General features: G+C 72.9%; 16 protein-coding genes, 2 tRNA genes and 1 pseudogene. 18 read left to right on the top strand and 1 reads right to left on the bottom strand.

Annotated elements, in window-relative coordinates; all coding sequences use genetic code 11:
- Positions 1-2: 2 nt before the first annotated feature.
- From proB to ABZ934_RS10040, 5 genes are all read left to right on the top strand, one after another.
- Positions 3-1,130, top strand: coding sequence for a glutamate 5-kinase (gene proB / locus ABZ934_RS10060; RefSeq protein WP_361310901.1), 1,128 nt, complete (start codon positions 3-5; stop codon positions 1,128-1,130).
- Between the two features lie 108 nt (positions 1,131-1,238).
- Positions 1,239-1,637: a hypothetical protein gene (locus tag ABZ934_RS10055; protein WP_361311374.1), complete on the top strand. Its 399-nt coding sequence runs from the start codon at positions 1,239-1,241 to the stop codon at positions 1,635-1,637.
- A 599-nt stretch (positions 1,638-2,236) separates the two neighbouring features.
- Positions 2,237-3,520, top strand: coding sequence for a glutamate-5-semialdehyde dehydrogenase (locus tag ABZ934_RS10050; protein ID WP_361311372.1), 1,284 nt, complete (start codon positions 2,237-2,239; stop codon positions 3,518-3,520).
- Between the two features lie 77 nt (positions 3,521-3,597).
- Positions 3,598-4,155 carry a hypothetical protein gene (locus tag ABZ934_RS10045; RefSeq protein ID WP_361310899.1) on the top strand — a complete coding sequence of 186 codons (558 nt, stop codon included), beginning with the start codon at positions 3,598-3,600 and terminating at the stop codon, positions 4,153-4,155.
- 81 nt (positions 4,156-4,236) lie between these two features.
- Positions 4,237-5,400, top strand: coding sequence for a hypothetical protein (locus ABZ934_RS10040; RefSeq protein ID WP_361310896.1), 1,164 nt, complete (start codon positions 4,237-4,239; stop codon positions 5,398-5,400).
- On the opposite strand, the gene ABZ934_RS10035 is transcribed toward ABZ934_RS10040, so the two are convergent.
- On the bottom strand, positions 5,387-6,481 hold the full coding sequence (locus tag ABZ934_RS10035; protein WP_361310893.1) for a M48 family metallopeptidase: 1,095 nt from the start codon (positions 6,479-6,481) through the stop codon (positions 5,387-5,389). The two genes, ABZ934_RS10040 and ABZ934_RS10035, sit on opposite strands and share 14 nt — an antisense overlap.
- A gap of 150 nt (positions 6,482-6,631) precedes the next feature.
- On the opposite strand from ABZ934_RS10035, the gene ABZ934_RS10030 reads away from it, so the two are divergent.
- The 13 genes and pseudogenes from ABZ934_RS10030 to ABZ934_RS09970 all read left to right on the top strand — a co-directional run.
- Positions 6,632-6,799 carry a hypothetical protein gene (locus ABZ934_RS10030; RefSeq protein WP_361310891.1) on the top strand — a complete coding sequence of 56 codons (168 nt, stop codon included), beginning with the start codon at positions 6,632-6,634 and terminating at the stop codon, positions 6,797-6,799.
- A gap of 109 nt (positions 6,800-6,908) precedes the next feature.
- Positions 6,909-7,526, top strand: coding sequence for a nicotinate-nucleotide adenylyltransferase (gene nadD, locus ABZ934_RS10025; RefSeq protein ID WP_361310888.1), 618 nt, complete (start codon positions 6,909-6,911; stop codon positions 7,524-7,526).
- Between the two features lie 30 nt (positions 7,527-7,556).
- Complete coding sequence (locus ABZ934_RS10020) at positions 7,557-9,254, top strand: LCP family protein (protein WP_361310886.1); 1,698 nt, start codon at positions 7,557-7,559, stop codon at positions 9,252-9,254.
- 117 nt (positions 9,255-9,371) lie between these two features.
- Positions 9,372-9,818 carry a ribosome silencing factor gene (gene rsfS, locus ABZ934_RS10015; RefSeq protein ID WP_136215683.1) on the top strand — a complete coding sequence of 149 codons (447 nt, stop codon included), beginning with the start codon at positions 9,372-9,374 and terminating at the stop codon, positions 9,816-9,818.
- Between the two features lie 86 nt (positions 9,819-9,904).
- Entirely contained in the window at positions 9,905-10,525 is a 621-nt protein-coding gene (locus tag ABZ934_RS10010; protein ID WP_361311370.1) for a histidine phosphatase family protein, read from the top strand.
- 124 nt (positions 10,526-10,649) lie between these two features.
- Positions 10,650-10,722: transfer RNA gene (locus ABZ934_RS10005), tRNA-Ala, on the top strand.
- Positions 10,723-10,865: 143 nt separating this feature from the next.
- Positions 10,866-11,099 carry a hypothetical protein gene (locus tag ABZ934_RS10000; protein WP_136215681.1) on the top strand — a complete coding sequence of 78 codons (234 nt, stop codon included), beginning with the start codon at positions 10,866-10,868 and terminating at the stop codon, positions 11,097-11,099.
- 148 nt (positions 11,100-11,247) lie between these two features.
- A tRNA-Ala gene (locus ABZ934_RS09995) sits at positions 11,248-11,320 on the top strand.
- A 251-nt stretch (positions 11,321-11,571) separates the two neighbouring features.
- Positions 11,572-14,442, top strand: coding sequence for a leucine--tRNA ligase (gene leuS, locus ABZ934_RS09990; RefSeq protein WP_361310883.1), 2,871 nt, complete (start codon positions 11,572-11,574; stop codon positions 14,440-14,442).
- A 173-nt stretch (positions 14,443-14,615) separates the two neighbouring features.
- Positions 14,616-15,329, top strand: coding sequence for a hypothetical protein (locus ABZ934_RS09985; RefSeq protein ID WP_361310881.1), 714 nt, complete (start codon positions 14,616-14,618; stop codon positions 15,327-15,329).
- Between the two features lie 225 nt (positions 15,330-15,554).
- A complete protein-coding gene (locus tag ABZ934_RS09980; protein WP_361310878.1) occupies positions 15,555-16,400 on the top strand; it encodes a DegV family protein in 846 nt (281 codons plus the stop codon).
- Positions 16,401-16,719: 319 nt separating this feature from the next.
- Positions 16,720-17,649: a helix-hairpin-helix domain-containing protein gene (locus ABZ934_RS09975; protein WP_361310876.1), complete on the top strand. Its 930-nt coding sequence runs from the start codon at positions 16,720-16,722 to the stop codon at positions 17,647-17,649.
- A 23-nt stretch (positions 17,650-17,672) separates the two neighbouring features.
- Positions 17,673-20,015: pseudogene (locus ABZ934_RS09970) on the top strand (ComEC/Rec2 family competence protein); the annotation flags it as partial.
- Between the last annotated feature and the right edge of the window lie 39 nt (positions 20,016-20,054).

The raw sequence follows: 20,054 nt of genomic DNA, 5'->3' as shown, positions 1-20,054 counted from the left end.
ACGTGTCAGCGGCTAGGCAGAGCGTCGTGGACGCGCGCAGGATCGTCGTCAAAGTCGGCTCCTCCTCGCTGACCACCGCGGCGGGCGGACTCGACGCCGACCGGGTGGACGCGCTGGTCGACGTCCTGGCCAAGGCCCGCAGCGGTGGCGAGAAGGAGATAGTCCTCGTCTCCTCCGGCGCCATCGCCGCCGGCCTCTCCCCCCTCGGACTGCGCCGCCGGCCCAAGGACCTGGCCCGCCAGCAGGCCGCCGCGAGCGTCGGACAGGGACTGCTCGTCGCCCGCTACACCGCCTCCTTCGCCCGCTACGGCATCCGCGTCGGCCAAGTGCTGCTCACCAGCGACGACACCAGCCGGCGCGCCCACTACCGCAACGCCTACCGGACCCTGGACCAGCTCCTCGTCATGGGCGCCCTGCCCGTCGTCAACGAGAACGACACCGTGGCCACGGACGAGATCCGGTTCGGCGACAACGACCGGTTGGCGGCCCTCGTCGCCCACCTGGTCCGCGCCGACCTGCTGGTCCTGCTGTCCGACGTCGACGGCCTCTACGACGGCGACCCGTCGCTCCCCGGGACCACCCGCGTCGAGGAAGTACGCGGCCCCGAGGACGTCGCCCACGTCTCGATCGGCAGCGCGGGCAAGGCGGGCGTCGGCACCGGCGGCATGGTCACCAAGGTCGAGGCCGCCCGGATCGCGGCGGCGGCCGGAGTCCCGGTGGTCCTCACCTCCGCCAGCCAGGCCGCGGACGCCCTCGCCGGGCGCACCACCGGCACCCTCTTCCACGCGACGGGCCGCCGCTCCGCCGACCGGTTGCTGTGGCTCCAGCACGCCTCGACCCCCCAGGGACACCTCGTACTCGACGACGGCGCGGTGCGGGCGGTCACCGAGCGCGGCAGCTCGCTGCTGCCCGCCGGGATCGCCGCGGTGGAAGGGGAGTTCGTCGCCGGTGATCCCGTGGAGCTGCGGTCCGCGGACGGTCGCGCGGTGGCCCGGGGCCTGGTCAACTTCGACGCCAGGGAACTCCCGAGGCTGCTGGGGCGCTCCACCCGCGAGCTCGCGCGAGAGCTCGGACCCGCGTACGAGCGGGAGGTTGTCCACCGGGACGATCTGGTGCTGCTGGAGGGCTGAGGTTCGGTAAAACCGCCGCACGGCAGGCCAAGGACTGGTCAACTGTGAGAGGCAGACGGACACGCGGGACGTGGTGGAGCAGACAGGAGGCGGCTGGTGAGACGAGCGCTGACCAGCGTCGGCACCGGGGACGGTGACGTCGGCGGAGGCGAGGATCAGGGCGACACCTCCCGTCTCTGGCACGTGACCCTCAGCGTCTCCGGCAAGCCGGCCCCGCTGTGCGAGGTGCGGCGCGGGCTGGAGCAGCTCGCGCATGATCACCCGTTTCTGTTGACCAGCCGGTATGCCGATGATCATGCGGAGATCCGGTACTGGGAGGAGGCCCGCGACCTCCACGACGCGGCGGCCGTCGCCCTGCGGCTGTGGGGCGAGCACCGCTCCTCGGCGCGGCTGCCCCCGTGGGAGATCGTCGGCCTGGAGGTCATCGACCGCGCGACCTACCACCAACGCGTGGCCGAAGGCTACGGCCCACCCCCGGCCCACCCGGTCGGCGTGCACCCGTATTAGACGCACTCCTCGTGCGGCGCGGCTACGGGGGGCCTCACCGGCTTCGGGCCGCTGGGCGGACCCCGCCCGCCGGTCGCTGGCGCGGGGCAGTTCCCGGGCGGTTCGCCGCTGGGGCGGTCCGGCGCCTTCCCGCCCTTCCGCGCGGCCGGGTCCGGGCCGGCCGGGGGGCTTCGGGGCGCGCGGCCGAGGGACGGCCCGTCCGGCGCTCGGGCGGGGTCCGGGCGTGTTCCAGCCCGTCCGGCGATTGAGGACCGGGCCGGGCGGAGCCCGGGGAACGGTGGAAGGGCGGGGTGGGGCAGGGCTCCGCGCAGCGGCGGGCCGGCCCCGGCGGGCGGCGCCGGGGTGCGCGGCCCGGCCGGTGGGCGGCCGAGCTCCGTCGCAGCGGCTCGGCCCTCGGGTCGTACCGGTACAGCCCGCTGCGACGGTCTCCGTCCGCCCAGGCCCGGGGCAGGGGTAGAGGTCGGGGTGCGCGGCCCGCCCCCCCGGTCCGCGGGGCCCGGCCCCCCGGTCCGCCCGCCGCAGGCGACCGCCACCGCAGTCCGCGCGTCGGCGTCTCGCGGGGTGAAACCCCGTCGGGTGGCGACCCGCCGGGGATTACCCTGGGCCGCATGACCTCGTACGACGCCCCCAGCCCCGTCACCGCCACCGCGCGCGCCGCCCGGACCGCCGCCGCGGCCATCGCCCCGCTCCCGCGGTCCGCCAAGGACGCCGCCCTGCTGGCCATCGCGGACGCGCTGGAGGCCCGTACGGCCGAGATCGTCGAGGCCAACGCCGTCGACACCGCCAAGGCCGCCGAGGCGGGCACGAGCGAGACCGTCATCGACCGCCTCACCCTCACCCCCGAGCGGGTCCGCGCCATCGCCTCCGATGTGCGCGACATCGCCGCCCTCCCCGACCCCGTCGGCGAGGTCGTCCGCGGTTCGACCCTCCCCAACGGCATCGACCTGCGCCAGATCCGCGTCCCGCTCGGCGTCGTCGGCATCATCTACGAGGCCCGCCCCAACGTCACCGTCGACGCCGCCGCCCTCTGTCTCAAGGCCGGGAACGCCGTTCTCCTGCGCGGCAGTTCCTCCGCCTACGCCTCGAACACCGCCCTCGTCGGCATCCTCCGCGACGCGATCGTCTCCGCCGGCCTCCCCGCGGACGCGATCCAACTCGTCCCCGGCGAGTCCCGCGACTCCGTCCGTGAGCTGATGCGCGCCCGCGGCCTCGTCGACGTCCTGATCCCGCGCGGCGGTGCCTCGCTCATCAAGACCGTCGTCGAAGAGTCCATCGTCCCGGTCATCGAGACCGGCACCGGCAACTGCCACGTCTACGTCGACGCCCAGGCCGACCTCGCCATGGCCGTGGACATCCTCGTCAACTCCAAGGCCCAGCGGCCCTCCGTCTGCAACGCCGCCGAGACGCTCCTGGTCCACCGCGACATCGCCGCCGCCTTCCTGCCCCTGGCCCTCGACGCCCTCGCGGACGCCGGCGTCACCGTCCACGGCGACGGCGAGGTGCTCTCGTACGCCGAGGGCACCAAGGTGACCGCGCTGCCCGCCACCGATGAGGACTGGGCCGCCGAGTACCTCTCGTACGACATCGCGGCCGCCGTCGTGGACTCCCTTGACGAGGCCGTCACCCACATCCGCCGCTGGACCTCAGGGCACACCGAGGCGATCGTCACCAGCTCGCAGGCCGCCGCCCGCCGCTTCACCCAATTGGTCGACTCGACCACGGTCGCCGTGAACGCCTCCACCCGGTTCACGGACGGTGGTCAGTTCGGCTTCGGCGCGGAGATCGGCATCTCGACCCAGAAGCTGCACGCCCGCGGCCCGATGGGCCTTCCCGAGCTGACCTCCACCAAGTACATCGTCACCGGCGACGGTCACGTCCGGTAGCCCCACAGGCCACGCGGTGTGGCCGGATTTCCGGTTACACCCTGCCCAAAGCGGCCCCCCAGGTCTACGCTGTTCCCGTGCCGGACGACGTGGGGGGCAAGCCGTTCCCGGACGACGGTGAGCCCGACGACGACCGCGGAGGCGCGGATCAGGACTTCGCCTCCGTGGTGTTCGACGAGGCCTTCGTCCGGAACGCCGAGATTCACGAACCGAGCGCGGCCGAGCGCCAATGGGCCGCCGACCGGGCCCGCGCGGAAGCCGCCGAGGCCGCGCGCGTGGCCGGTGGCCGGCCCGGCGAGGACGACCACGAGGGATTCGGATACGGGCCGCCCGGCGCCTTCGGCATCGACGAACCCGGTTGGGAGCACGGTGTCTACGGCCCCGGCTACCCGGAAGGTCCCTACGGGGCCTACGGGGGCCGCCTGCGGCCCTACCGCGGTCGATCGCCGTGGCTGCGGCCGGTCGCCTGGGTGTTGGCCGTCGTCATGGGCCTGGGGATGGTCGCCCTGGCCTTCAGCGCGGTGTACCGCAGTGCCGAAGGCGACCCGGACCCGGCCCCCGTCCCGGCAAGTACCCCGCTGCGCGAAGTCACCGGTGCGGGGGCGTTTACGTACCCCGTCGGCCGCCAACCCTGAAAGTACGACCCCTTGAGCACGACCCCACTCGCGTGATCGGAGCCGGGGGCTTCTCTGAAGCGGGGACAGCGGGGAGAAGCGATGGCCGTTCCAGGAGATCCGCCCAACGGCACCCCCGACGGAATCGGCGGGGGCGACGACGACTTCCGGCCGGACGAGTACCGGTCCGTGGTGTTCGACGAGGAGTTCGTGCGCGCCGCACGGCTCCAGGAGTTCTCCGCCGAGGAACGCATGGGCGAGCACGCCCGGGCCGTACGCAGCCGCTCCCTCTGGTCCGGCGGCGGCGTGGGGCACCGCACCGGGACGCCCGGCAGGGGCGCCCGGCAGGGCATGCTGCTCGTGCTGCTCATCGCCACCGCCTTCGCGGTCGCCGTGTACATGGGCCTGCGCAACCCGTACCTGCCCGCGCCCCAGGGCGAGGCGCAGCCGCTCGCAAGCGTCGTCGTCCCGCTCGCGCCGACCGTGCCCGTGCCCGGTGGACGTCCCGTCGACCTGTTCGCGAACAGCCCCGCCGCGCAGTACCTCGTCGGGGCGGCCGGGATCAGCCTGCCCGCCGTGCGCCGTACCCCGCATTTCAGCGAGAGCCAGGTCCTCTCGGCGCTGTCCATCGCCAAGGACTACCTGGTGCGGTCCTCGCTTGACCCGGACGTCCTGGCCGGCGCCGCCTCCCGGCCCGTACGGGTCCTGCTCGACCCGGGTCAGGGGGCCCAGTTCGACCAGAGCATGACCTCGCCCTCCGGGGACGGCCGGCACGCCGCCACCGGCTGGCTGGTCCGCTTCGACGCCGGGACCGCCGCGCTCGCCGACGCCCGCGTACGGGTGAACGGCACCCTCACCTTCGATGAGGTCACCCCGGACGCGCTGCAGGTGACCTCCGACCACACCTTCGTCTACGCGGTCCGTCCCGCCAACGGGTCCCCGGCGGCCGCCGACGGGGCCTCGCTCTTCACCGTGCGGCGCGAACTGCAGATGCGCTTCGACCGCGCCGACCTGACCGCCCGACGCACGGAGCTCGTCGCCGCCTACGTGATGGCCGGACCGCAGGACTGCGCCGCCGACCCGGCGGCGGCTTTCAAGCCGCTGCTCGCCGGGGCCGGACCCACCACCGTCGGCCCGCCGGCCAGCGATCCGTACGCCGGCGGTCAGCGGAGGCGCACGGCAGGGCTGTGCGGCGTCCTCGTGACCCCCTCGGCCCCGGACGCCCCCACCCCGAGCGCGCCGGACGGCGTGACTACGCCTCCGTAGCCCCGCCCTTGCCGGCGTCGCCCCTGCCTTCGTCCCGGCCCCCGGCGGCTCCGGTGGAACCGGAGCCGGTGAAGACGTCGCGGAGCTTGCCGCCCAGGTCGCCCGCGCCCCCGGCGATGTCGCCGACCAGCTTCATCAGCGGATCCTTGCTGCTGCGCACCGAGTCGGCGTAATGCGAGGCGGACTCGCGGATGGAGTCGCTCACCGACGTGTCCTTGTCCTCGTCCCGCCGCGGGTAGTGGCCGTCCATGATCCGCTGGTAGTCCCGGCTCTGCGCCCACTTCTTCAGCTCGGCCGCGCGGACCGTGGTGAAGGGGTGCGTACGCGGCAGCATGTTGAGGATCTTCAGCACCGAGTCGCGCAGGTCACCGCTCGACTCGTACTCCTCGGCCTGGGCCAGGAAGGCGTCCACGTTCATCTCGTGCAGGTGGTGACCGCCCGCCAGCTTCATCAAGCCGCGCATCGACGCGTGAACGTCCTGCCCCACCAGCAGCCCGGCCCGGTCCGCCGACAGCTCCGACTTGCGGAACCACTCCCGCAGCGCGGTGACGATCGCCATGATCGCCACATTGCCCAGCGGGATCCACGCCACCTTGAGCGCCAGGCCCGTCAGGAACAGCAGGACCGTGCGGTACACGGCGTGCCCGGACAGCGCGTGGCCCACCTCGTGGCCGACCACGGCCCGCATCTCCTCCTCGTCGAGCAGCTCGACCAGGCCCGTCGTCACCACGATGATCGGCTCGTCCAGCCCGATGCACATGGCGTTCGGCTTGGGGTCCTGCTGCACGTACATCTGCGGGACCCGCTCCAGGTCCAGGACGTAACAGGCGTCGAGCAGCATGCCGTGCAGATGGGGGAACTGCGTCTCGCCCACCCGGACCGAATCGGAGAGGAACAACAGCCGCAGGCTCCGCTCCGGCAGCAGCCCGCTGAGGGCCTTGAACACCGTGTCGAAGCCGCTGAGCTTGCGCAGGGCGACGAGGGCGGAGCGGTCCGCCGGATGCTCGTACGCCCGCGAGGAAATGCCGGGGAACCTCCTGCGGTTCCGGGCCGGTACCTTCTCGGTTCCGGTGTTCGTCATAGCGCCCTCCCCCTGCATAGACCTGGACAGACCCGTCTGCTCACGCGTCCATCCTCTCCAACGCCTGAGTCGGCGTGAGCGTGCCCCGGGCCCCCGCATACGATGTGAGGGAAGTCTCCGCTCCCTCCCGACTCGATAGGTACCTGCCTGATGAGCCTCTCCACCACCACCCACAACCTGGTCGTTCTCGCCTCGGAGGGTGCCGGGCAGCACGGCGGCAACCACGACAGCCTGAGCCCCTACCTGACCGGTGGCGGCGCCTTCTGCGTCCTGCTGCTCCTGCTCTGGGTGACCACGCGCCTCAACCGCGACCGCTAGTTCCCCCTTGACCCCGCGGTCCCGGCGCGACGCCCGGCCGTCCGCGCCTGCGGGCACCCGTGCGCAGGCGGGTCGGGGACGGGCCACCGGGCCAGTAGGCTCTGCGCTCATGGGAGAGCAGGGAACGCCTACCGGCCCGGTCAAGCGCCGCCTCGGCGTGATGGGCGGGACATTCGATCCGATCCACCACGGACACCTGGTGGCCGCCAGCGAGGTGGCCGCCCTCTTCCACCTCGACGAGGTGGTGTTCGTACCGACCGGCCAGCCGTGGCAGAAGTCGCACAGCGTCGTGTCGCCGGCCGAGGACCGCTACCTCATGACGGTCATCGCGACGGCCTCGAACCCCCAGTTCTCGGTGAGCCGCATCGACATCGACCGCGGCGGCCCGACGTACACCATCGACACGCTGCGGGACCTGAGCGCCCTCAACCAGGACTCGGACCTGTTCTTCATCACCGGCGCCGACGCCCTGGCGCAGATCCTGACTTGGCGCAACGCCGAGGAGCTGTTCTCCCTCGCGCACTTCATCGGGGTGACCCGGCCCGGCCACGTGCTGACCGACGACGGGCTGCCCGAGGGCGGTGTCTCCCTCGTCGAGGTGCCCGCGCTCGCGATCTCGTCCACCGACTGCCGGGCGCGCGTGGCGCAGGGCGACCCCGTCTGGTATCTGGTGCCGGACGGTGTGGTGCGCTACATCGACAAGCGTGAGCTGTACCGGGGAGCCTGAGCTTCCGGTTCCGGAGAGAGGGGCCCCGCGGTGAACGACCGACAGGATCCGTACGACCCGTACGCCGCCCAGGAGCAGCAGCAGTTCATCGGCTACGACCCGTACGGTCGGCCGGTGTACGGGCGAGCGCCGGCCCAGGCCCCCGACCCCGCCCACGACGCGTACGAGCAGCCGTACGGATACGCGTACGAGGGCTGTGCCCCCCAGCAGCCCCCCTACCCGCAGCAGCCGGCCGTTCCGGACCCCGCCGCGCAGGACGGGACGTACGGCCGGGAGCAGTACGCCCCCGGCGCGGGCCACGGGTACGACACGCAGCAGGCCCGGCAGTGGATCCCCCAGCAGCAGGCGCCGCAGCAGCCGGCCCCGGACCCGCGGCCCGCACCTCACGTCCCCGAGCCGCGCCGGGCCGCCTCCGAGGCCGCCCCCGGGGCCGCGCCCCATCCCGCCCGCGCCGCCGAGCCCCAGGCCGGCCGGGACTACCGCACCGAGATGTTCGCCTTCATCGACCAGCCGGACGAGGAGTCCGAGGACGTCATCGACTGGCTCGCCTTCACCGAGAGCCGTACCGAGCGGCGCGAGGAGGCCCGCCGCCGCGGCCGCAACCGGATCGTCGCGCTGATCGTCGTCCTCGCCCTGTTCGTCGTCGGCGGCGTCGGCTACCTCTGGTACGCGGGCGGGCTGCCCTTCCTCGACGGGCCGGACGCGCAGAAGAAGACGGCCGCCCCCGGGGCGCAGAAACGCGACATGATCGTCGTCCACGTGCTCAACACCAAGAAGGGCGGCTCCTCCACGGCGCTGCTCGTCGACAACGTGACGACGAAGCAGGGTGCCACCGTCCTGCTGCCGAACACCCTGAACGTCCCCAAGGAGGACGGCACGGTCCGGCCCCTGTCCAAGGCGGTCGAGGACGGCGGCCTCGTCACCCGTGAGGCACTCGACTCGGTCCTGGGCACCCGCATCGGCGGAACCTGGCGCCTGGACACCCCCTTCCTGGAGCGGCTCGTCGAGCTGGTCGGCGGCATCGAGGTCGACACCGACACCGCCGTCCCGGCCGACGACAAGGCCAAGACGCCGGCCGTGACCCAGGGCGCCAAGCAGAACCTGACCGGCGCGATGGCCGTCGCGTACGCCACCTACCGCGCGCAGGGCGAGCCGGAGAGCAGGCAACTGGAGCGGCTCGGCAAGGTGCTCTACGCGGTCCTGCGCAAGGTCCCCGGCGATCCGAAGGCGGCCGCGGTGACCGTCGACAGCATGGGCCAGATCCTGGACCCGGCGCTCAACGCGCAGAACCTGGGCGCCCTGCTGTCGCGGATCGGCGAGCACGCCAAGGTGGGCGCCTACCGCACCGAGGTGCTGCCCGTGAAGCCGGACGGCGCGCTCGCCGACGGCGCGGGCAAGAAGACCGTCGACGACATCCTCGGCGGTTCCGTCGCCTCCGTCCCCGGCGCCGTTCCCCGGATCGGCCTCAAGGACGCCACCGGGGACGACAAGGCGCAGCTCGCGGCGAAGGCGGCGTTGCTGAACGGCGGCTACACACTGGTGGAGGGCGGCAAGGCCGACAAGACCGCGGCCGTCTCACAGATCACCTACCAGGACGACGCGCAGCGACCCAAGGCGATCGAGGTGGCCAAGACGCTGGGGCTGCCGGAAACGGCCGTGAAGAAGGCCGAAAGTACGGTGAACGCGGACGTCGTGGTGCTGCTCGGCAAGGACTACAAGGCCGGCTGAGCCCCGCGTCCAGGCTGTGAGCTGCGCATTCGCCCGGGCGGAACCTTCCGCGCGGGCGGTGTCGGCGGTACGTGAGACCCTTGAGGGGATCTGCCCGCCAACCCGAAAGCATGGCCAGTGACCGCCACGGACCGCTCCATCGAGCTCATCACCGCCGCCGCCCAGGCCGCGGCCGACCGGCTCGCGCACGACATCATCGCGTACGACGTCAGCGACGTGCTGTCGATCACCGACGCCTTCCTCCTCGCCTCCGCGCCCAACGACCGCCAGGTCAAGTCGATCGTGGACGAGATCGAAGAGCGCCTGCTCAAGGAACTGGGCGCCAAGCCGGTGCGCCGCGAGGGCGACCGCGACGCCCGCTGGATCCTGCTCGACTACGTCGACATCGTCGTGCACGTCCAGCACAGCGAGGAGCGGGTCTTCTACGCGCTGGAGCGCCTGTGGAAGGACTGCCCCGAGATCGAGCTTCCCGAGGACGCCAAGCTCACCATCGGCAAGGCCGAGGAGCACGCGAAGCTGCGCGAGGCGCAGGGCGACGACGAACTGGACGGTGATCTGTTCTGAGCACGACCGACACGGGTACGACCGGTACGTCCGCCTCCACCGCACCGGCCGTATCGGCCGGCAAGAGCGGCGGGACCGGCCGGAAGATCGTCCTTTGGCGGCACGGACAGACCTCCTGGAACCTGGAGCGCCGCTTCCAGGGGTCCACGGACATAGAGCTGACCGAGACCGGTTTGGCGCAGGCGCGCCGCGCCGCCCGGCTGCTCGCGTCGCTGAAGCCGGACGTCATCGTCGCCTCCGACCTCCGCCGCGCCTCCGCCACGGCCGCCGAACTCGCCGGCGTCACCGGCCTTCCGGTGGCGCACGACGCGGCGCTGCGCGAGACGTACGCGGGCGAGTGGCAGGGGCTCACGCACGAGGAGATCCTCCACAAGTACGGCGAGCAGTACGCGGCGTGGAAGCGCGGCGAGCCCGTACGGCGCGGTGGTGGCGAGCTGGAGACCGAAGTCGCAGACCGCGCCGCGCCGGTGGTGCTGCGCCACGCCGACCTGCTGCCCGAGGGCGGCACGCTCGTCGTGGTCAGCCACGGCGGGACGATCCGTACGACCATCGGCCGTCTGCTGGGGCTGGACTCGTCCTCCTGGGAGAGCCTGGGCGGGCTCTCCAACTGCTGCTGGTCGGTCCTCGGCGAGGGCGCGCGCGGCTGGCGGCTCATGGAGCACAACGCCGGCACGCTGCCGGAGCCGGTGCTCGGCGACGACGACTGAGCACCGTCGGCTGAGCAGGGCCGATGCGGGCGACGGCCGGATTTCACTTTCCGGCTGGTCCCAGGCTAGAGTTCTTCTTGTTCGCAGCGCGGAACACCGGAAACGGGGAAGCGTGGCGGAGAGCGGGGCTATAGCTCAGTTGGTAGAGCGCCTGCATGGCATGCAGGAGGTCAGGAGTTCAATTCTCCTTAGCTCCACAATCGGTATCCCGTCCCCAACAGGGGGCGGGATACTTGCGTTTGTTCCTTTTGTGCTTGCTGACCCGGCCCGTACCGGCATGGCAGAATCGGACGGCCGGAGGGGGACACGACGGCCCGACGCGGGAGGGAGTCGCTGACGGATGGGTGCACACCGGCGGCGGTGCGACTGGTGCAACAACGGCACGCCGATCGTGCGGGACATGGAGCCGGTCAATCCCGACTACCAGTACTGGTGCGAGGAATGCGCGCGGGCGCTGATCATAAAAGGCGACCCCATCGAGACCTACCGCGAGCTGGAGGGGGAGCCGATCTACGGCCGGCTGCTCGACGAGCACTGCACGCTCAAGCGGTTCTACCAGTTCGCCAAGGCGTGATGAAACGGGCGTAGCGGTACACATCGGGCATGGCCTCGGGGACGCGGAAACCGATTTTTGGACCAGGGCCATGACCGTGTAATGTTTGGGACGTCGCCAAGGGGAACCGGCAAGGGAAACCGAAGCGGCGGGCAGTACAGCGGTACAAGGGGCTATAGCTCAGTTGGTAGAGCGCCTGCATGGCATGCAGGAGGTCAGGAGTTCAATTCTCCTTAGCTCCACAGTGAAGAGAAGCGGGCCACCCGGATCGGGTGGTCCGCTTCTCGTTGTGCGGAACGCCGGAGCGGGCGGCGGGGCCGCTGCGGTACCCTGACGCCATGCGTGCCGTACGCCTTCTGCTTACCGAGCCGCGCTGATCAGTACACGACCCTTCGAGACGGTCGGCATCGGCGCGGCGTCCCCTCCTGTGTGAGGGGTTTTTTCGTTTGGGCAGGCAGAGACGGCAGAGACGATCGATGGAGCTTCAGAAATCATGAGCGAGACGAACACCCCGGCCCCCGAGGCGGCCGAGGCGCACCGCTACACGGCTGCCATGGCCGCCGACATCGAGGCACGCTGGCAGGACGTATGGGACGCCGAGGGCACCTACGAGGCCCCCAACCCGACCGGTGACCTGGCCGGGGACCCCGCGGTCGTCGCGCGCCCCAGCAAGTTCATCATGGACATGTTCCCGTACCCGTCGGGTGCGGGCCTGCACGTCGGCCACCCGCTCGGCTACATCGCCACGGACGTCTTCGCCCGCCACCAGCGGATGTCCGGCCACAACGTCCTGCACACCCTGGGCTTCGACGCCTTCGGCCTGCCGGCCGAGCAGTACGCCGTGCAGACCGGCACGCACCCGCGCGTGTCCACCGAGGCCAACATCGAGAACATGAAGGTCCAGCTCCGCCGGCTGGGCCTGGGCCACGACAAGCGCCGCTCGTTCGCGACGATCGACCCGGACTACTACAAGTGGACGCAGTGGATCTTCCTGCAGATCTACAACTCCTGGTACGACACCGACGCCGGGAAGGCCCGCCCGATCGCGGAGCTGGTCGCCGCCTTCGAGGACGGCTCCCGTGAGGTTCCCGGCGGCCGTGCCTGGGCGAAGCTGAGCGCAGGCGAGCGGGCCGGCGTGCTGAACGAGTACCGGCTGGCCTACGCCTCGGACGCGCCCGTGAACTGGTGCCCGGGGCTGGGCACCGTACTGGCCAACGAGGAGGTCACCGCCGACGGCCGGTCCGAGCGCGGCAACTTCCCCGTCTTCAAGGCCAAGCTGAGCCAGTGGAACATGCGGATCACGGCCTACGCCGACCGCCTGCTGGACGACCTGGACGCCCTGGACTGGCCCGAGGCCATCAAGCTCCAGCAGCGCAACTGGATCGGCCGCAGCGAGGGCGCGCGCGTCGACTTCGCCGTCGGCGCCGACGCCATCACCGTCTTCACCACCCGCCCCGACACCCTGTTCGGCGCCACCTACATGGTGCTGGCGCCCGAGCACGAGCTGGTCGAGAAGATCGTCCCGGCCGCGTGGCCCGAAGGCACCCACCAGGTGTGGACCGGCGGCGCCGCGACCCCGCGCGAGGCGGTCGACGCGTACCGCAAGCAGGCCGCGGCCAAGTCGGACGTCGAGCGCCAAGCCGAGGCCAAGGACAAGACCGGTGTCTTCACCGGCGCCTACGCCACCAACCCGGTCAGCGGCGACCAGGTCCCCGTCTTCATCGCCGACTACGTCCTGATGGGCTACGGCACCGGCGCGATCATGGCCGTCCCGGCCCACGACAGCCGCGACTTCGCCTTCGCCCGCGCCTTCGAACTGCCCATGCGCTGCGTCGTGGAGCCTTCCGATGACCGCGACGCCGACCCGGCCGAGTGGGACGACGCGTTCTCCTCCTACGACGGCACGATCGTCAACTCGACCGGCGAGGGCGTGTCCCTGGACGGCCTGGGCGTCGTCGAGGCCAAGGCCCGCATCACCGAGTGGCTGGCCGGGCGCGGCATCGGCGAAGGCACCGTCAACTTCCGCCTGCGCGACTGGCTGTTCAGCCGCCAGCGCTACTGGGGCGAGCCCTTCCCGATCGTCTACGACGAGGACGGCGTCGCGCACCCGCTGCCCGAGTCGATGCTGCCGCTGGAGCTGCCGGAGGTCGAGGACTACTCGCCGCGCACCTTCGAGCCGGACGACGCCGCCTCGAAGCCGGAGACCCCGCTGTCGCGCAACGAGGACTGGGTCTTCGTGGAGCTGGACCTGGGCCGCGGCGAGGGCGTCAAGCGCTACCGCCGCGAGACCAACACCATGCCGAACTGGGCCGGCTCCTGCTGGTACGAGCTGCGCTACCTGGACCCGCACAACGACTCGGCGCTGGTGGACCCGGCGATCGAGCGGTATTGGATGGGCCCGCGCGAGGGCGCCCCGCACGGTGGCGTCGACCTGTACGTGGGCGGCGCCGAGCACGCGGTGCTGCACCTGCTGTACGCGCGTTTCTGGTCCAAGGTCCTGTTCGACCTGGGGCACGTCTCGTCCGCCGAGCCGTTCCACAAGCTGTTCAACCAGGGCATGATCCAGGCGTACGCGTACACCGACGCGCGCGGCGTGTACGTGCCGGCGGCCGAGGTGGAGGAGCGCGACGGCGGCTACTTCCACCAGGGCGAGCCGGTCAAGCGCGAGCACGGCAAGATGGGCAAGTCCCTGAAGAACGCCGTCACGCCGGACGAGATCTGCGAGGAGTACGGCGCCGACACGCTGCGCCTGTACGAGATGGCGATGGGCCCGCTGGACGTGTCGCGTCCCTGGGACACGCGGGCCGTGGTGGGTCAGTACCGGCTGCTCCAGCGCCTGTGGCGCAACATCGTGGACGAGGAGACGGGCGCGGTGACCGTCGTCGACGCCGAGCCGGCCGAGGACACCCTGCGCGCGCTGCACAAGGCGATCGACGGCGCCGGCGCGGACATGGCGGGGCTGCGCTTCAACACCGCCATCGCGAAGATCACCGAGCTGAACAACTTCCTGACGAAGGCCGGTCGGCCGCTGGAGCGCTCGGTCGCCGAGCGGCTGGTGCTGCTCGTCGCCCCGCTGGCGCCGCACATCGCGGAGGAGCTGTGGCACCGGCTGGGGCACAGCGAGTCGGTGGTCCACCAGGACTTCCCGGTCGCGGACCCGGCGTACGTCGTGGACGAGAGCGTGACGTGCGTCGTCCAGGTCAAGGGCAAGGTCAAGGCCCGCCTGGAGGTGCCGCCGACGGTCTCCGAGGGTGACCTGGAGCAGCTGGCGCTGGCCGACGAGGCGGTCGTGGCGGCGCTCGGCGGGGCGGAGATCCGCAAGGTGATCGTGCGCGCGCCGAAGCTGGTGAACATCGTCATCTGAGCGTCGTCACCGAGTGCGGTGCCGAGCTCGGTGCCGAGCTCGGTGCCGGCCGGCGTGTGGATCGCGGTGTAGGGGTCTTCCCGTACGGGCAGGTTGGGGGTTCGAAAGGAACCCCCGACCTGCCCGCTGCGTTTACGGTGGAGGGGACGGAATAGGCAGGGGAAGGGAGCCTCATGGAGGCGGGCGCGTTGATCATCTTTGCCCTGTTGATGCTGTTCGCTTTCCTGGGGCTGGGCGCATGGGCCACCGTGAAGGCGGTCGGCGCGGCGAAGCGCGGCGTGGACCGGACGCTCACGCAGGCCCGGCGGACGGTGGAGGACACGACCCTCAGGGCCAGGAGCCTCGGACAGGTGGGCGTCACGGCGGGGCTGGCGCAGCTCCGGCTCGACCTGCGGACGTCGATGCGGGCGACGCAGCAGGCGCTGTACCAGGGCGTACAGACGGACGCCTCGCTGAAGGAGTCGATCGGCCTCTTCGAGCGGCTCAGCGAGCACGGGCACGACCTGGACGCCGAACTCAAGCGGCTGGAACAGGAGCCGGACCGCAAGCGGATCGCGGAGAGCCTGCCCGACCTGCGGGAACGCACCCGCAAGATCACGGAGTCGGCGGACTCCCTGCGGTGGGCGGCGCGGGAGCGCGCGCGGCGCTTCGCGGAGGACGAACTGTCTGCGTTGTCGGCGCAGATCGAGGTGGAATCGGGCGCGCTGCGCGACTGGTCGCGGGAGTCGGTGGACGACCTGACGGCGGCTGCGGCCTCCTGGGACGCGGGCGAGCGCGAGCACCGGCCCGGCGGCCCGAAGGAGTCCCGTCCCGCCGCCCTGAAGCCCGCCTCCCCGCAGTCGCGACACCCGTGGGAGAAGGCGCCGCGGCCGGAGACGACGGCCTGAGGGCGGCGGGAGACGACGGCCGAGGGCGGCCCTGGGGGCGGACCGACGGCGACCTGGGAGGGGACTGGGGGCTGTCTGGGAGCGGAGCGGACTGAGGACCGTCTGTCCCGCGAGGGGCCCGTGGGTTGCCGGAGCGCCCGGGTTGGGTCTGCGGGGGCCATGGGTGGGGGGCCTGTGAGGGGGCCAGGCTGCCGGAGGGGGGTCGCTGGCGGTAACCTCCCGCTCATGTCCCGCCATGTCGCGATCGTCACCGATTCCACGGCCTACCTGCCCCCACCGGCGATGGCGCGGCATCGGATCACCGCTGTCCCGCTGACCGTGGTGCTCGGTGACGAGGCGCTCGAAGAGGGCACCGAGATCTCGGCCCGCAGCCTTGCCCTGGCCCTGCAGAAGCGTCGTTCGGTCACCACGTCCCGCCCGAGTCCGGATGACTTCGCCCGGGCCTACCGGGCGGCCGCCGACGCCGGTGCGACCGGCATCGTCAGTCTCCACCTCTCCGCCGAGTTCTCGGGCACCTGGGACGCCGCCGTGGTGGCCGCCAAGACCGCCCCCGTCCCGGTCAGGGTCGTCGACACCGGCATGGTGGCCATGGCCCTGGGGTTCTGCGCGCTCGCCGCCGCCGAGGTGGTGGAGAGCGGCGGCTCCGTCGACGAGGCCGTGGCCGCCGCCGAGAAGCGGGCCGCCGACATGTCGGCGTACTTCTACGTCGACACGCTGGACTACCTCCGGCGCGGCGGTCGCATCGGGGCCGCGCAGGCCCTCCTCGGCTCGGCGCTCGCCGTCAAGCCCCTGCTCACCCTCGACGGCGGGCGGATCGAGATGCTGGAGAAGGTGCGTACGGCGTCCAAGGCCATCGCCCGTCTCGAAGAACTGGCCGTCGAACGCGCCGGCTCCGGGAGCGTCGACATCGCGGTGCACCACCTCGCGGCGCCGGAGCGGGCGGAGAAGCTCGCGCAACGGCTGCGGGAGCGGATTCCCGGGCTGGTCGAGCTGCACGTCAGCGAGGTCGGCGCGGTCATCGGCGCGCACACCGGGCCGGGTCTGCTGGCGGCCGTCGTCTCGCCGCGCTGAACCTCGGAGCGGAGGGGCGGGCTGCGGAGGGGCGGGTTGCGGTGGCGGGCGCGGTGGCGGGCGCGGTGGCGGGTGGCTGAGTGGGTGCCGGAGTGCCCGGGCGGTCACCGGAACGGGTGACGGGGTTATCCACAACCGGCCCTTCATCCACCGGAATTGAAGCCTCCGAACGAAGATCGGGAGGGGCCCCTACCGTCGTGGCATGACTCCACGAACGCGTACTTCGCCCCCTTACCGAGCCGGCGCCACCAGTGGCCCCGGCCGTCCCCGCCGGTCCGACGGCCGGTTCCGCGACCGCCGGCGGCCGCACGCCGATCCCGTGACGGTGCGACGGCGGGCGGAAGCCCTCCTGACGGCGCCGCCGCCCGCGCCGCCGCCCGCGCACCCGCCCGGTCCCGTGCCTGATCCGCTGTCTGAACCCGTACCCGATCCTGCATCTGAACCCGTACCCGATCCGGCGCCCGAGGTTCGTGTCCGGGGTGCCGACTCCGACTCCCACTCCGACTCCGACTCCCACTCCGACTCCGGCTGCGACTCCGGCATCGGCCGTGCGCCGGTCGCCGTGACGGCGGGGGCGCCACTGGACCGGCGGGGCGGGCGGTGGCTCGCGGTGCGCGAACGGCTGCCCGTGTGGGTGCAGTCGCGGTGCGCGGTGGAGCCGAGGACGGTGGCGGCGCTCGCGGTGGTGCTGGTGGCGGCCGTGGGCTTCGCGGGCCGGTCGTACTGGTCGGCCCGGCCGGGGCCGGTGACCGCGCCGGCCGTCGTCGCCCCCGCTTCGGTACCCGCCCCCACCCCGGCGCCGGCGGCCCCGGCCCCCACCGCGGGCACCCGGGTCGTGGTGGACGTCAGCGGCAAGGTCCGGGAGCCGGGGGTGCGGACGCTGCCGGCCGGGGCGCGGGTGGAGGACGCGCTGGCCGCCGCCGGGGGAGTGCGGCCGGGCACCGACACGACCGGGCTGAACCGGGCCCGGGTGCTGGTGGACGGCGAACAGGTGGTGGTGGGCGCACCCGCGCAGCCCCCGGCGGGCGGCGGTGGTCCGGGCTCCGGGTCGCCGGGCGGCCCGCTGAGCCTGGGCAGCGCCACCGTCGCGCAGCTCGACGGGCTGCCCGGGGTCGGCCCCGTGCTCGCGCAGCACATCATCGACTTCCGGACCGCGCGGGGCGGTTTCCGCTCGGTGGAGGAACTCCGGCAGGTCGACGGGATCGGCGAACGCCGGTTCTCCGATCTGCGCAAGCTGGTGCGGCCGTGAACCGCCCCGAGGGGGCCGCGCCGATGGACCTGCGGCTCGCCGCGCCGGCGCTCGCGGCCTGGGCGGCGGCCGCCCTCGCCCTCGACGCGCCGGCCGGGTGGACCGCCGCCGGTGTGGGCCTGGCGGTGGCCGCGGCGGGGCTGTTGCTGTGGACCGGCTGTCGAAGGCCACGTCCGGTGTGGAGGGTGGGTGCGGCCGTCGCCGCCGGATTGCTCTGCGCGGGCGCCGGTGCCGGGGTGGCCGGGCTGCAGCGTGCCGAGGCGCGGGCCGGTCCCGTCGTCGGGCTGGCCGGGGAGCACGCCCGGGTCCTGGCGGAGCTCACCGTCGTCTCCGATCCCCGCCGCGCCGGGGCCGGGAGTGGGCCGCCGATGGTGACGCTGGACGCGGTGGTGACCCGGGTGACCGGCCCCGACGGGGCGCGCAGCAGGGTGGAGACGCCGGTGCGGGTGCTGGCCGGGCACCCGGCGTGGGCGGGGTTGCAGCCCTCGACGCGGGTCGAGGTGGTGGGGCGGTTGTCCCCGGGCCGGGGTGGCGAGCGGGCGGTGGCGTTGCTTCGCCCGGCGGGGAACGTACCGCCGAGGGTGGTGCGTGGCCCGGACGCGGCGCAGCGGCTCGCCGGAACCCTGCGGGTCGGGCTGCGGGAGGCGACACGGGGACTGCCGGGCGACGCCGGGGCGCTGCTGCCGGGCCTGGTGGTCGGCGATGTGTCCCGGGTCCCGCCCGACCTGCATGAGGCGTTCCGTGCCACCGACTTGCTGCACCTGTTGGCGGTGTCCGGTTCCAACCTCACCGTGGTGCTGTTCCTGCTCATCGGGCCACCGGCCGCGGCGCAGCAGGCCGAGCGGCGCGGGCTCGCCCCTCGCCTCGGGCTCTCCCTGCGGGCGACTGCCCTGTGCGGGGCGGCGCTGACGCTCGCCTTCGTGGTGGTGTGCCGGCCCGAACCGAGCGTGCTGCGGGCCGCCGCCTGCGGGGGGATCACCCTGCTGGCCCTGGCCACCGGCCGGCGCAGGTCGCTGGTTCCCGCGCTGGCCGCCGCCGCTCTGCTGCTGGTCCTGTACGACCCGTGGCTGGCCCGCAGCATCGGGTTCCTGTTGTCCGTGCTGGCGACGGGGGCCTTGTTGACCGTGGCACCGCGCTGGGGGGAGGTCCTGCGGAGGCGGGGCGTGCGGCCCGGGCTCGCCGACGCGTTGGGGGCGGCCGCGGCCGCCCAGGCGGTGTGCGCCCCGGTGGTCGCGGTGCTCTCCGCCCGGGTGAGCCTGGTGGCGGTGCCGTGCAACCTGCTGGCCGAACTCGCGGCGGGTCCGGCCACGGTGCTGGGCTTCGCGACCCTGGCGGTGGCCCCGCTGTGCATGCCGGCCGCGGAACTACTCGCCCGGTGCGCGGGGGTGCCGGCCGGGTGGATCGCGGGAGTGGCCCGCGCCGGGGCTGCGCTGCCCGGGGCGGAGCTGGCGTGGCCCGGCGGGTTCGCGGGCGGTGCGCTGCTGGTCGCGGCCACCGCCGGCGTGCTCGGCCTGTGCGTCCGGTGGGGGCGCAGGTGGTGGTTCTGCTCCGCCTTGGCCGTGGCGCTGCTCGCCGCCGTACTCAGGCCGCCCGTACTCATCCGTACGTTCAAAGGATGGCCACCGCCCGACTGGAGCTACGTCCAGTGCGCGGTGGGGCAGGGGGACGCGGCCGTCCTCGCCGTGGCACCGGGCACGGCGGTGGTCGTGGACGCGGGACCGGAGCCCGGACCGGTCGACGCGTGCCTGCGGAGCCTGGGCGTGCGCAGGGTCCCGCTGCTCGTGCTGACCCACTTCCACGCCGATCATGTGGGCGGACTCGCCGGGGTGCTGCGCGGCCGGGCCGTGGGGGCGATCCAGACGACGACGCTGGAGGAACCCGCCGCCCAGGCCGAGTTCGTCCGGCGCACGGCCGCCGATGCCAAGGTGCCGGTCGTGGCCGCGGTGGCGGGCGAGCGGCGCCGGACCGGGCCGGTGGAGTGGCGGGTGCTGTGGCCGCCGCCCGGCGGGCCGCCGACGGAAGGACCGAACGACGCGAGCGTCGCGTTGCTGGTGCGGACCTCCGGCCTGACGCTGCTCCTCCTCGGTGACCTCGAACCACTCGCCCAGCAGGCCCTGTTGAGGGATCATCCGGAGCTCGGTCCGGTGGACGTGCTGAAAGTCGCCCACCACGGCTCCGCACACCAGGACCCGGACCTCCAGGCACGGGTCAGGCCACGGATCGCGCTCGTACCGGTGGGCTCCGAGAACCGGTACGGACATCCCGCGCCCGCCACGCTCGCCCGGCTGCGGGCGATGGGGACGGTCGTCCTGCGCACCGACATCGACGGCAGCGTGGCCGTCGTGGGAAGCGGCCCAGGGCTACGAGCCTTTCCGGCCGGCCGCCGGCGCCGACGACGCCGGCAT

It is taken from the genome of Streptomyces sp. NPDC046557 (genome assembly GCF_040645975.1).
Taxonomy (GTDB): domain Bacteria; phylum Actinomycetota; class Actinomycetes; order Streptomycetales; family Streptomycetaceae; genus Streptomyces.
The sequence above is the reverse complement of the archived record's forward strand: the minus strand, read 5'-3'. Positions and strand labels throughout refer to the sequence as shown.